The sequence below is a fragment of the Lacibacter luteus genome (genome assembly GCF_004118265.1).
Classification (GTDB): domain Bacteria; phylum Bacteroidota; class Bacteroidia; order Chitinophagales; family Chitinophagaceae; genus Lacibacter; species Lacibacter luteus.
In genome coordinates, this window is record NZ_SDHW01000002.1 from 120,319 (window position 1) to 134,806 (window position 14,488).

9 protein-coding genes are annotated in these 14,488 nt (G+C 41.6%); 3 read left to right on the plus strand and 6 right to left on the minus strand.

Annotated features, from left to right (window positions below; translation table 11 throughout):
* Positions 1 to 109: 109 nt before the first annotated feature.
* The gene (locus tag ESA94_RS08110; RefSeq protein ID WP_129130384.1) at positions 110 to 2,845 is read right to left on the minus strand and encodes a BamA/OMP85 family outer membrane protein; all 2,736 of its coding nucleotides are present in this window, start codon (positions 2,843 to 2,845) and stop codon (positions 110 to 112) included.
* Positions 2,846 to 3,019: 174 nt separating this feature from the next.
* Positions 3,020 to 3,784, minus strand: a complete 765-nt coding sequence (locus tag ESA94_RS08115; protein ID WP_129130385.1) for an isoprenyl transferase — start codon at positions 3,782 to 3,784, stop codon at positions 3,020 to 3,022.
* A 168-nt stretch (positions 3,785 to 3,952) separates the two neighbouring features.
* Here ESA94_RS08115 and ESA94_RS08120 point away from each other — a divergent pair, with 168 nt between their 5' ends.
* The 3 genes from ESA94_RS08120 (at position 3,953) to ESA94_RS08130 (ending at position 7,774) form a co-directional block, all read left to right on the plus strand.
* Positions 3,953 to 5,437, plus strand: coding sequence for a DUF2271 domain-containing protein (locus tag ESA94_RS08120; protein ID WP_129130386.1), 1,485 nt, complete (start codon positions 3,953 to 3,955; stop codon positions 5,435 to 5,437).
* Complete coding sequence (locus tag ESA94_RS08125) at positions 5,394 to 6,053, plus strand: PepSY-associated TM helix domain-containing protein (protein WP_129130387.1); 660 nt, start codon at positions 5,394 to 5,396, stop codon at positions 6,051 to 6,053. The genes ESA94_RS08120 and ESA94_RS08125 overlap by 44 nt, the downstream gene beginning before the upstream one ends.
* Before the next feature lie 467 nt (positions 6,054 to 6,520).
* Entirely contained in the window at positions 6,521 to 7,774 is a 1,254-nt protein-coding gene (locus ESA94_RS08130; protein WP_129130388.1) for a hypothetical protein, read from the plus strand.
* Between the two features lie 73 nt (positions 7,775 to 7,847).
* On the opposite strand, the gene ESA94_RS08135 is transcribed toward ESA94_RS08130, so the two are convergent.
* From ESA94_RS08135 to ESA94_RS08150, 4 genes are read right to left on the minus strand one after another with little or no spacing between them, the layout of a single operon-like run.
* The gene (locus ESA94_RS08135) at positions 7,848 to 8,993 is read right to left on the minus strand and encodes a SusE domain-containing protein (protein ID WP_129130389.1); all 1,146 of its coding nucleotides are present in this window, start codon (positions 8,991 to 8,993) and stop codon (positions 7,848 to 7,850) included.
* A gap of 11 nt (positions 8,994 to 9,004) precedes the next feature.
* A complete protein-coding gene (locus tag ESA94_RS08140) occupies positions 9,005 to 9,847 on the minus strand; it encodes a SusE domain-containing protein (protein WP_129130390.1) in 843 nt (280 codons plus the stop codon).
* 21 nt (positions 9,848 to 9,868) lie between these two features.
* Entirely contained in the window at positions 9,869 to 11,446 is a 1,578-nt protein-coding gene (locus ESA94_RS08145; protein WP_129130391.1) for a RagB/SusD family nutrient uptake outer membrane protein, read from the minus strand.
* An 18-nt stretch (positions 11,447 to 11,464) separates the two neighbouring features.
* A complete protein-coding gene (locus ESA94_RS08150; RefSeq protein WP_240671013.1) occupies positions 11,465 to 14,395 on the minus strand; it encodes a SusC/RagA family TonB-linked outer membrane protein in 2,931 nt (976 codons plus the stop codon).
* Positions 14,396 to 14,488 lie beyond the last annotated feature (93 nt).

Here is a 14,488-nt window from a genome sequence, read left to right on the forward strand (position 1 = left end):
GCCACATAGTATGCCCCAATAATCTTCTTCTCCTGTTGATAAGTATTGGATTATGGGCATTTCATACAATTGTTTTTATACATGATGTATTCTGCAAGCCGGAAGTTGTTTATTCCGGTTCGTAACCAAGCATAAAGGTAAAGCGTGTTAAATCTCTAAACCTTGCACCGGGATAAGTACGGTCGAAACCAACACCATAATCAAAGCCCAACAAACCAAACATTGGCAGGAAGAAGCGCATACCTAAACCTGCGCTGCGACGTAATTTAAACGGATTGTAGTCTTTTACATTGTACCAACCGTTTGCTGCTTCGAAAAATGCCAAACCAAAAATGGTACTGCTTGGATTGGTACTTAACGGATAGCGCAACTCCATGCTGTACTTATTAAAAATAGTAAAGAACTGGTTAGCCGAAGTTTGATTGGAATTATTAACTCTTGGATTTGAGTTATCGTACACCGGGTAGCCCCTGTGTGCAATGATATCGAAACCAATAATACCAAAGTTATTCTGCATACCTGCATCGCCTACCTGGAAACGTTCGAACGGAGAAAGATCCATGTTTTTGTTATAGCGACCTAGGAATCCAAATTTAGCTGCTGCTTTTAATACAAACTGGCGGTTCTTTTCTGAGCCTGCCGGTTTACCGATCGGGATAAACCATTCGTAGTTCATGCGCCATTTGTGATATTCTACCAAACGATATTTCTCTGCAGGATCGGTGTATTTGCTAACATCACGGAACAAACTCCATGGTGGCGTAAACGTTCCTGTTAAGGAGAAGGTAGAACCCGAACGTGGGAATGTTGGCTGATCTACACTTGAACGGATCAGCTGTATACGCAAGTTTACGTTGTTCGAATTACCATTCTTGATCTCAGGGAAAAGCTGGTACTCTTTTAATTTATACTTGGTATAGTTTATAGAGAAGATGAGGTTAAAGAAATCATCGGGCCATTTCAATTGTTTACCCAATGAAACAGTTGCACCGAATGTACTTAAGTACTGATCGTTTGCACGTTGGCGCAATGGCATACCTGTTAATGGGTCGAATGCATTAGCAAGCTTTGTGCGGAATAAACTAAGTGTAAGATTGTTTCTTTTCTTACCGCCTAACCATGGCTCACTAAACGAAAAGTTTTGCGAGCTGAATGAAGGACCATTCGATTGGATACGTAATGAAAGTCTTTGTCCATCGCCTGATGGCAAAGGTTTCCAGGAATCTTTCTTTAAAATATTTTTTGTTGAGAAGTTATTGAAGGTAATACCTAAGGTACCTGTAAGACCGATATAACCACCCCAACCCGCACTCAACTCTAATTGATCGCTCGATTTTTCTTCGAGTGAGTAGTTAATATCCACCGTACCATCATCCGGATTAGGAACAGGATTCGGGTTGATTTTTTCGGGGTTAAAATAATTCAGCGCACTCAGTTCCCTGATAGAACGGATCATATCGCTTCTGCTGAATTTTTCGCCCGGCACGGTACGCAACTCACGACGGATAACATAATCTTTTGTTTTATCGTTGCCGGTAATATTTACTGTGCGGATAGTTGCCTGCGGACCTTCAGATAAACGAATCTCATAATCGATAGTATCGTTGTACACTTTTGTTTCAATCGGTTCTACACGGAAGAAGAGGTAACCATCGTCCATATACAAACCGCTGATATCTCCACCTTCCTGCGACATTTGTTTACCCAGCTTTGTATTCAATGTTTCAAGGTTGTAAATATCACCTCTCTGAATACCGAGAATATTGCTGAGCGTTGAATCGGTGTACTTTGTATTACCTCTCCATGTGATGTTACCAAAATAGTATTGGCGACCTTCGTCAACTTTTAATTCAACTATAAGATTACCCTTGCTATTGTAATAGGTAGTGTCTTTTTCAATCGTTGCATCTCGATAACCCAACGAGTTATAATAATTAAGCAGCTTCTCTTTATCTTCTACGTATTTGTTCTGGTTAAATTTGGCAGCTGAGAATTTTAAGCGGAACCAGGGATCTACATAATCCCTCACTTTCGAAAGCGACATAAAACCCCAATCTTTCATAAACTGCTTAAACGTTACCGAATCCTTTCCTCCGTAAACAGGCTTCTCTCCTTCGGGGTGCAGTGTTAAACGCAATTTCTCCTTTGTTCCTTTCAGTTGCTTCTTCAGCTTCAGATCACTTACAACTTCGTTACCGGAAATAAACACTTCTTCAATCTTAACTTTTCTTCCTTTAGTAATGTTGAAGGTAAGATCGAGGAAGTTGGGATTAACTGCATTTTTTGTTTCGGAGATCGCTACACTTACCTGGCGGAAACCTTTTTCGGTATAAAATTTTTCAATACGCTCTATACTTGTTAACCGCAGGTTTTCTGTAATTACTTTATTGGGGGTAAGTCCTACCTTTTCTTTCAACTCATCTTCTTCTCCTTTTTTAATGCCTTTGAAAAAGAAGTTGCCGAGGCGTGAACGTTCGGTAACACTTATTTCGATGTAAATATCCTTGCCATCTACACGGGTAATATAAATAGCCGCATCATCGAAGTACTGTTGCTTCCAGATTGCTGCAATGGCCTTGCTGAAAAGATCCCCACCGGGCAAATACACTTTATCGCCTACCGCAATTCCGGTAATAGACACCAGCAATGCAGAGTCGAATGTTTTGGAGCCGGATACGGTGATACCTGCAATATTGTACTCTTTTGGAACCCTCGAGTTCATGATCGCTTCCAATTCCGGATCTACAGAAACAGGTTTCGTTGTGTCGGTTTGCTGAGCAGCCAGATTGATTGTAAAGCCAATGCAAAGCAGAAGAAGCAGTGATAAATTTCTATTCAAACGCATCAAAAAAATCAGTTACGGTTATATTGTAAGTCGGTTATAAAAATGCCGCTCATGCCTGTTGTAGTAAAATGCTGCAACGCAGTTCTTACTACGACTGATAACGTCATCGGCCGGGCGGCAAAATAGTTGGTTTTGCTGAAACTCTTTGTTAAAATGCCTGTCTTCAAAGGTATCTTAGGATTGCTTTAAAGGTTCGTTGTTTACCTGCTCGCCGGTTTTACCGAATCTCCGCTCCCTTCCCTGGAAATCGAGAATAGCTTCGTAAAGATTCTCTTTTCGAAAGTCGGGCCAGCGTACATTGGTAAAATACAGTTCGGCATAAGCCAGTTGATATAACAAAAAGTTACTAATACGGTATTCGCCACTGGTGCGTATCATCAACTCCGGATCGGGAAATTCACGAGTGGTTAAATAATCTTTAATTGTATCCTGGTCTATTTCAAAAGGCTCCAGCTTACCGGCTTTTACATCGGCAGCAATGTTTTTAATAGCATTTACAATTTCCCAGCGGCTGCTGTAGCTTAATGCCATTACAAGATTAAGACCGGTGTTGTCTTTCAAATCGTCGAGACTTGCCTGCAGTTCGTTACGGGCATATTCGGGCAACATATTGGTATCGCCAATAACATGCAGCTTAATATTATTCTTATGCAGGGTTGCTGTTTCTTTACGGATGGTATCTACCAACAGCTCCATCAAACCTGTAACTTCTTCAATTGGGCGATCCCAGTTTTCGGTACTGAAAGCATAGAGTGTAAGGTATTTTACACCCAACTCTGCACAGCCTTCTACAATGGTGCGCACACTTTCCACACCGTGAAAGTGACCATAAAGACGATCCTGGCCTTGTTCTTTTGCCCAACGCCCATTTCCATCCATAATAATGGCAATGTGCTGCGGCAGACGTTCCATATCCAGTTTATCCCGAAGGGAAGACATAACCTTTGAAAATTAAGGGCACGAAGGTAATGAAAATAAGGGCTGAGCGACTTGCAACCAAGGTATTTGCAGAAAAAGAACAGATGCTCAACGGTTTTTTTAATAACCTGACGTCTAAACCAATCAAATTGCAACAAGTTTTAATAAGCAACAACCCGCACATTATTTATGAAGCATGTATTTCTCTTTTCTCTTCTTTTTCTTTTATTCGTCACAGGTTTCGCAACCCCGGCAAACCCAACAAATCTTCAGCCCTATATTTCCCGCTACGAAAATGTACTGGGAACTTCCATGGAAATAAAGATCGGTTCACTTTCTGCCCGGCAGGCTGCATTGGCAGAAAAGGCAGCACTGGCAGAAATTGATCGTTTAAATAAAATTCTCAGCGGTTACGACGCCAACAGCGAGTTCAGCCAATGGATGAATACACACAATAAAGCTGTTACCGTTTCGAAAGACTTATTTACTGTTTTAAGTTTGTTTGATGCATGGCGTAAGCAAAGTAATGGCGCACTCGATGCTGCTGCAGAGTTAATTGGCCAGGTGTGGAAACAATCGGCCATTAACGGGCAACTGCCGGAAAAAGAACAACTGGTTGCCGCAGTAGCATTGGTACAGCAACAACATTGGTTGCTCGATGTCGGAAAGCAAACTGCCACTCATTTAACAACAGTTCCGTTAAAGCTTAACTCTTTTGCCAAAAGCTACATCATTCAATCGGCTGCCAATGCCGCTATGCGTGTTAGCGGCGTTAATGGTTTAATTGTAAATATTGGTGGCGATATGGTAGTTGCAGGCAATATAAACGAAACAGTTCTTGTAAGTAACCCAACTGCCAATGCTGAAAATGATAACCCCATCGATCATCTGCAGATACAGAACAAAGCGGTTGCAACAAGTGGCAACTATCGCAGAGGGCAAATGATCAATGCTGTTTGGTATTCGCATATTGTTGATCCACGTACGGGCAACCCGGCTGCAGAAATTATCAGTGCAACAGTAGTTGCGCCATCGGCAACAGATGCCGGAGCATTGGCAACGGCATTTAATGTATTAACTGTTGAAGAATGTAAAACACTTGCTGCATCTGTTGCGGGTGCTGAATACCTGCTCATTACCAAAAACGGCGAACGTATTGAAAGTGCCAATTGGAAAAGCCTGCAAAAAGAACAGGCTTCTGTAACAACACGGCCTGATCAAAACGATTGGAAAAATGAATTAACCATTTCGTTGGAGTTGAAACAACAGGAAGGTTTTGCCAAACGGCCTTTTGCTGCCATTTGGGTAGAAGATAAAGAAGGCAATGTTGTAAAAACAATTGCACTTTGGTACAATAAACCCCGTTGGTTGCGTGACCTGCGTGCATGGTACCGCAAAAACGGAACTGTAGTAACGGCCGATCCTTCGGCATTTGTTTCTGTAACGGGAGCAACACGCTCTGCCGGCACATACAGTTTTAAGTGGGATGGAAAAGATGCGAAAGGTAACAGTGTAAAACAAGGCTTGTATACAGTGTATATTGAAGTTGTGCGTGAGCATGGCGGATACGACCTGTTGCAACAGGAAGTGGATTGTACAAAAAAGGCACAACAATTTAATTTGAAAGGAAATGTTGAAATCGCAGGAGCTACACTCAGCTACGGAAAAAAATAAACAGCAAAAGAGCAAGCGCCAGCTTGCGTTACGAAGAAATATTGCACAGACATCAAGATGGCTGCACATCTATTTATCGATGGTAAGCTTTGTAATTGTACTCTTCTTTTCAGTAACAGGTCTTACACTAAACCATGCCGATTATTTTGCCGGTGAATTAAAGACAACTACAGAAAAAGGAAAGTTGAATGTTGCGTGGGTTAATGCAAGCGATACGTTGCGCATTGCAAAACTGGAAGTAGTGGAATACCTGCGCAAAACCAACAACGTTAAAGGCGAACTCAGCGAGTTCAGAATAGATGATGCAGAATGCAGCTTGTCGTTTAAAGGGCCGGGCTACGGAGCCGATGTATTTATCGATCGCTCCACTGGAGAATATGAACTGTCGCTGATGCGTGCAGGTGCAGTTGCTGTATTAAACGATCTGCATAAAGGAAGAGACAGCGGCAAAGCATGGGCCTGGGTTATTGATGCATCGGCAGTGTTAATGACACTTGTTTCGTTAACAGGCCTTATTCTTATTCTGTACATTAAACGCAAACGTGTAAGTGGTTTAACATGGGCTGTAATTGGTTTATTGTTATGCTGGCTCGTATATGCGTTGTGGGTGAAATAAATAATTATGAAAATTTAAAAACAAAGCCGATGCAAATGCATCGGCTTTGTTTTTGCAGCAACCTATAAACAACAATCAATAAGTGCATTATCAAAATCACATCATTATGTGGTACGAGAATTTCTTATTCCGCCAGTATAAAATGTGTTTGTAAAAAAGTACAATTGCTGTTTCTGAATGCATGCATTCATACGATTAATAACTCCGTTCGTACATTAAACATTCGTTTAAAAAACAACTGCCTGCATTTTTACAAAACGAAAAACACCTGCTGCTTTATTAACCTCAGATCGTGCAATGCTTCTGCAGACATTGTATGCTAACCTGGCTAATCATTAACAGACTGTTTTTATTCAGGTATACTGTAACAAAGCTGCTTTTGCAGTAGGTTCTGTTACAGCTATAAATGCCTGTGCAAAAAATATGCAGGCTTAACCCTTTCATCATTATTAAAACGTGTTCGAAAAATGAAAATCATTTCAACCCTTATCATTGCTTGTTTACTTACAATTATGCAAACAGGCTGCTCCAAGAAGCCATCCGATATTCAGGAACCTGCAGAAACTCCGGGAGAAGTAACGGCAGTTGGCACAGCAGACGAAGTTAATGCCGCAACAAAAATTATTGGTGCAGCAGGTGGCACTATCAACAGTAACGATGGTAAAATATCTGTGAGCATTCCACAGGGAGCGTTAACAACTAATCAAACAATTACAGTACAACGCATCACCAATACCAATCCGATGGGTATTAACAAAGGCTATCGCATTACACCACATAACTTAGAATTTGCGAAACCCGCAACCATTACATTTAAATATACTGAAACAGATTTCGAAGCTGCTGTTCCCGAAGCATTGGGTATTGCTTATCAAACAAACGAAGGTGTTTGGAATGCAATCAACTCAACTACACTTAATAAAAATCTGATGATCGTATCTGTAGAAACAACGCACTTTTCTGACTGGACTTTCTTTAAAAGTTTTGAGCTTACCTCTACTGCAACTGTTTTACCAACCAAAGGCATTGCACAGTTAGAACTGCTATCTGATGCAAATTTTTTATTGCATTCGCTGGAAAAGCCTGAGCGGCCTATTGGTAAACGTCAAAACATGACAGCATTGTTTATTAAAGGCTGGTCGCTTGCTGGTGCAGGTAACCTGGCACCAAATCAACAAAAAGCAACTTATACTGCTCCTGCAACTGTACCCAACGCACCCAACCCTGTAGCAATAAGCGTTAACATCGATCTTAATAAAAAGGGAAAGTTTCTTGTTGTTAAACACATTAAAATTTCGAACGATGGAGAAATTTCTGTTCGTGTTGGCGGTGGCGATTGGTTTACACAGGAAGCATCGCCGGTTGTAAAAATATCCGACAACTATTACATGCTCGCCGATAGCGATGGCGATGAAAAGGGAAGATATATTTCTGTTCGTTGGCAAGGTGCAGGCACAGGAACGTTTGCGTATAAACAACCGGATATAAACGTGGGCACACATGTGCAATATCTTATTACGGGCGGTGCTAATTACAATTGCGCCTACACAAAACCAAACGATGAATTTGTTGCAAGCGGAGGTGGTGTTACAATAACAAGTCTTGGCAACAACGATGGATATGTTACGGGAACATTTATCATCACACCTTCGGGGTCGGGCGATTTTTTAAGAGCAGGCCCAACAGTTGAAGGAAAATTCAGAGTTCGTAAAAGCTGGTAAGCAGTTTATATATCTGTAAAACAAAGGCCGATGCAAATGCACCGGCCTTTTTCCGTTCAGTTTCCTCTTGCTTTTATTGGATTGTATACTTTCCTGTAAAGAAGTCGATTGTAAACTTGTAATTACCCGTTGAAGAAGGGGTAGGAATATCGCCCCCTTCCGGCTTAAATGTTCCCGACTTATTATCTGCTGCAGCAGCATCAACACCAAATTTTTGCGACCATGATCCGTTTGTTGGCAATACCAGAAATTTCTCACCTGTTTTAAAGTTGAGCGTAATATCCCATTGCACCGAGTTGCGACGTGTCATTGTTTGTGTAGCATCAACAGGGTTTGCCCAACCTAAAGGAGTGGCACCACCTGTAAGATACAGATCTGTTGGTAAACCATGCTGCTGTGTAAATGGCACAACGGTGTATTTACCTTTCTGAAAGTCGAGTGTAATTTTATACAAACCCGAGTTAGCAGGTCCTTTAAAATTATCGGCCAGGTTGTAACCAAAATCGCCTGCGGCATCTACGCCTGCGGCACCCTTGTTTGCAATAGAATATTTGTTGCTCCATGCACCGGCATTTTCGGGTAAGATCAAATACTCTTTACCACCGTTGAGTTGAAAAATTCCACCATAGGTTGTTTCATCAATACGTGCAAAAGATTGTGGTATTGTATATGTTGATGGATTGATTGGATTACTCCATCCGCCTTGTGATGCATCGCCTACGATCCATAATTTACTGTCATAAGGTAATGTTACTTTCGGTGGAATTTTATACGGCGTTGCTTTGATCTTAAGGATGTTTGAGTATTTCAACTCGTTGTTATTACCGTACGATGCGGTAACACGTACATCGAGATCGTATGCTTTATTAAATTCAAAACCCCAGGCAAGCATTACTGTATTCAATTCTTTTGCAAGAATAGAATCGGTGAGTTTGCCTGTAACTGTGCGGGTGTACGCTCTTGTAAAGTTTTTAGCTGCAGAGTCTATCTCCACAACAAACTTATACAGCTTGGCATCCTGTGCATACTTTGGATCTGTCCAGTTTAAAATCAGCTTTATCGAGTTTGAATCGGAAGGCAAAGGAGCTACTGTTGTAGTTGGCGACGACAATACTGTAGCCACACCCTCACCATAAAAAGGAAGCTTATCGGCTTTTTCGCAAGCAGTAAACCCTGCTGCCATAGCCAAACCAATAAACAGTTTATTGAAATATTTCATGATTACTTTTTTTAGAGTTTAACTACAGAGAAAACACCCAATTGAAAATCGACAGTGATCTTATAATTACCTGCTGCAGGAGGACCAGGAAAACCGGGATCAGCATCTCTCTTTTCTAATTCGCCACCAGCCCATGTACCGCCGGTAAGCATATGGTATTGTGTACCCCAATCGCCTTGTGTCTGTATCAACTTGTAATTACCACCACTGGGCATACTTACAGTAAGCTCATACTTTGTTGTTGAAACACGTGTAAACTGTTGCGAGGTGCTGTACGGAGAAGGCAGCGGGTTTTGCCAGCCCGATGCAAACGCATCGCCTGTTGCCCACAATGTACCTCCTGTTGGTACTGCTACTTTCGGTGGCGGAGGGAAAGGACTTGTTGTAAACGTAATGATGTTTGACACTAAAGGAACCGCATCGGTATTTACACCAAGGCTCGATGTAATTCTTGCCTGGAAGGTATAAGAGCGACGGGGATCTAATTGCAAACGCATGGTGTTACCTAATATTCCGTTTAACTCTCCAACGGTATATGTTTTTGACAGGTCTTTCGAAAAAGCAGTTGTGTATTTTTTACTGCTGCTGAAGTTGGCGCCCAATGTATCAATTTCCAAAGTATACTTTACATCATGCGAGCTAAGCCCTGTTGTAAATTGGTAGTTCGGATTTGTCCACGACAAACGAAGCGCCACATTGCTTTCTTCACCTGCCTCTAAACGAACAGTGGTTGTGCTGCCCGTCAGCGTGGGATTTGTTCCGCTTTTATAGTTGATTTTGTTTTCAACTTTTTCGCAGGCAAACAAAAACAGTATGACTGCAAAAAATGAAAAACGGTTGATGTATGATTTCATGTCTCGTTTTTTTAAATGTTGTTAATAGCCATCGTTCTGTTTCAAATTAGGGTTCGCTGCAATTTCAGAATCAGGAATAGGATAAACCTTTCTTGTTGCAGCAACACCAGCACCTGTTTTTACACCACCTTTCCAAGGCCACAAATAAGTTCCTTCTGTAAAGCGGCCATAACGGATAAGATCTGTACGACGGAACCCTTCCCAATACAATTCTCTTGCTCTTTCGTCTAATACATAATCAGTAGTATAAAAACCAAGCGGAGCGGCAGTTACCTGTGCACGTGAACGCAAGCTGTTGAGGTAAATCAATGCCTGAGCTTCTGTACCACCGGTACCACCACGTTTTACAGCTTCGGCATAAATGAGATACATTTCTGCTAAACGGAAAACAGGGAAATCAATATCAGCGAATGTTTTTTCAGGATCCTGTCCGAAAGCACCGCTGCGTGTACGGTTGCGGTATTTAATTACAGCTAAGCCATCTTTAAATTCAGAAATATTGTTGATCTCGATGTTTTGTGTACCGGCAACAAACTGTGCACGTTTATCACCATTACCATTTACATCAGGAAACAAATCGGGCAGGTTACGAGTTGCCCGGATACCACCCCATCCGCCAAGGCCGGAAACATTACGATCCATATCGCCACCTACTGATGCATTTACCAAAAAGGTAGTACCACCATAGTTTTTCGATTTGATACCATCGTAGTTCAGCGTCCAGATAAATTCAGGATTGCTAACATTATTATCTGCTAAACCTAACCAACGGTAATCGCTTAACAAACTATACCCGGCATCAATTACACGTTTTGAGTAGGTAACCGCATCGCTGTATTTATCTGTATCGATGTAAACTTTTGCATTGAGGTACAAACGTGCAAGCAAAGCCCATGCAGTGGCTTTATCAGCCCGGCCATATTGGGCACGTGCGTTCGCTAAATCGGCTTCAATTGCTTTCAGTTCTGTTTCAATATAGCTGAACAATGCAGTTCTTGTTGTTTGCGGGGGATTGAATTTACCGATCGGATCGTTTTCTGTAGTAAAGCCGGGTTTGCCATACAGATCGAGCAATACCCAATAAGCATACGCTCTTACAAAACGTGCTTCTGCACGCATGCGTTTAATATTATCGGCAGCTGCACCTGTAATACCACGGCCGCTTACTGCAGCAGGATCACTTTCACGAATAAACTCGTTACAGAGTGTAACAATGTATGTGCAACGATAATACAAACCTTTGGTCATTGCATTACTTGAGCTCCAGTTCATGTTATGAAAATCCTGGATGCCCGGATCGTTCCATGCAACAACAGCTTCATCGGTACTCAACTCCTGTGCCTTCCAGAAAAGGCGGAGAAAATCGGAAGTACCTTCATCAATACCGGCCACATCACCATTGCCCGCAGGTCCCTGGTTACCTGTAAGCGCCATGCTTCCGTAAACTTTTGCCAACACTTGCAAGTAGCCGGCTTCAGTAGTATACACATTACCCGAAGGAAGTGTGTTGGGTTCTGTTCTGTCGAGTTGTTTATGGCAACTTGTTAAGGCTGCCACAGCCAATATCAACGAACTTATATAAACTGTAATACGTTTCATATTGCAGACTTTTATTTTTTAGAAATCAAGATTTACTCCCAATACATATGTACGTGGGCGTGGATAAATAGTGTTATCTATACCACCTGAAATTTCAGGATCAAGACCACCATACTTCGTAATTACGAATACATTCTGCACGTTTGCTGTAATACGCAGGCGTACATTTTTTGCAATTTCACCTGCATCGTAACCTACATTGATATTATCCATACGGAGGAAAGATGCGTTCTTGATATAGTAATCGGAGAAGTATTGATTGTTTACAAATCCTGTATGCAGATAATCTTTCGATCCATTTGCAAGGAAGCCGAGCGGGTTTACGATCTGACGATAAACACCCATGTTTGAATTTAAGTTATCGTACATGTAATTACCAATGCTGCCACGCATTACAAAACCTGCATTAAAGCGATTGATGGTAATGTTTGAGTTGATACCGATAAAATATTTTGCTTCGGGGTTTTGATACAGGTACAGATCTTTTTCGTTGATGATACCATCACGGTTCAGATCTTCATACAAACCTTCAATTGGCTTATTGTTGGCATCGTACACCTGTTTGTATACATAGAAAGAAGAAGGACGTTCGCCTACAATGTGACGTTGAATAGTGTTACCTGTACCACCACTGATGCCGCCTACAGCAACACCGGTAAAGTTGGGATCTTCATTCACCAACAGTTTAGTGATCTTCGGAACAACATACGTAAAGTTGGCGCCGATTTCCCATTCGAAATTTTTCGATTTAACAGGAACTGCATTCAAGGTTATTTCAAAACCTTTGCTTTCAATATTACCTACGTTAGTAAACAACTGGTTGGTAAAGTTTGAACCTGCAGGAATAGGTACCACACTTAACAGGTCTTTTGTTTTACGAACAAAACCTTCAACTGTACCATTAATGCGGTTATCCATAAAACCAAAATCAACAGCTGCGTTAATGTTGGTTGTTGTTTCCCAACGCAATGTTGCATCGTAAGCACTTGGGCGAAGCATGCTGACAAACGAATTACCCAACTGGTATTGCGCCTGGTTATTACTTAAGCCATACACAGGAATATAACCGTAGAAAGGAATACCATCCTGCTGGCCGGTAACACCATAACCTGCACGCAGTTTAAGGTTAGAAACAACTTTTGAGTTTTTGAGGAAGTCTTCTTCGCTTACCTGCCAAGCCACAGCTGCAGACGGGAAGAAACCCCAACGGTTGTCTTTGTTGAATTTAGAAGTACCATCGGTACGTGCGTTTACAGTTACCGTGTATTTATTATCAAGTGTGTAAACCAAACGTCCGTAGTAAGAAATGAGTGTGTAACCTGGAGCTTGAGAAATAAAGTTTGGTTTTGAACCAGGCACTGTATCACCATTGTATCGTACATCAGGATTATTGAACGAATAGAATTCAAAATCCTGGTAACCTGTACCTGCAGTTACATCAATACGGCTGTTAATAGCTTTGATGTTAGATGCATAGTTGAAGTAGAAGTCCATCAACTTATTGGTACGGCTCTGGTAGTAAGGATTTCTGATGCCTTTACGACGATAGGTATCTGCAGCGCTATCGCTTACAATGTTAATGCCTCTGCCTTGCGATACATCGTAACCAAGATTAAGATTTGCACGCAATCCTTTTACAAAAGGAATCTGGTAATCGAACTGTATGTTACCAATGCTGCGCATTACTTCACTTGTGTTTTCACGATTGTATAATAAACCAAGCGGGTTGCGGTTTGATAATTGCGTTGGCAATCCATCCGGATCTGTCCATTCCCAATAACCGCCATAACGTTTGCTGCTTGAGTAAATTGGTTTTGTAGGATCGAATGTTACTGCATTACCAATTGCGCCTTCATTTGCAAAGAAGTTGGTCGTGCGTGTTCCTTTCAGGTTCAGATCAACTTTCAGTTTATTATTAAAGAAACTTGGGCTGAGGTTTAATGAACCGGTAAAGCGTTTGAAGTTGCCTGTTTTTAAAAGACCATCCTGGTTTAAATAACCACCCGATAAACGGAAGGGCCATTTACCAACAGCACCTGCAGCACTCAGGTTAAAGTCCTGTGCAAATGCATTGCGATAAATTTCATCCTGCCAATCGGTGCTTTCTTTACCAAGCAAAGCCATTTGTGCAGTTGTACCTTTTGCATTTACTATACTGCGAACTTCATCTGCACTTAACACATCAACTTTACCTGCTGCAGTTTGCACAAAGCCCTGCGCATTAACATTGAAACGCACTTTACCCTTCTTACCTTTCTTTGTAGTAATAAGGATAACACCGTTCGATGCACGTGAACCATAAATAGCCGCAGCTGATGGATCTTTTAAAACAGTAAATGTTTCAATGTCGTTCGGGTTAATAAGATTTAAGGGATTGGTTGCACCTGAAATACCACCGTTATCAACCGGCACACCATCAATAACAATTAACGGATCATTACTTGCATTCAATGAAGCACCGCCACGAATACGGATACGGCTACCACTGCCGGGTGCACCACTGTTAGGTGTAATTTGCACACCTGCAATTTTACCGGCAATTAATTGTTCGGGAGTTTGCAAGGCACCTTTTACAAAGTCTTTCGATGATACAGTAGCAACAGAACCGGAAAGATCACGCTTACGTTGCGTACCATAACCCACCACAACAACTTCGTTGAGTGTGCCGGAGGCAGCTGTTAAAGAAACAGATAAGTCTGTTTGGTTACCAACACTTACTTCGTAATTGTTGTAACCAACAGAAGAAATTACCAATACAGCATTTGCATCGGTAATAACAAGGCGAAAACTACCTGTAGCATCGGTAGTGGTACCGGTGTTGGTACCTTTTACTGTAACAGAAGCATTGGAAACCGGTGTTCCATCTTTGCTGTCGGTTACTTTACCCGTTACAGTTTTACCTTGTGCAAGCACATTCATTGCTACAACCAGGAGGGCTACGACAAGCATCCCGAATCTGGCAAGCAGACGATTAAGGGTCATAATCAATAGTTGGGGGTTTAGAAATTACAATTTATAATGATCATTATTGATCTGCATGTT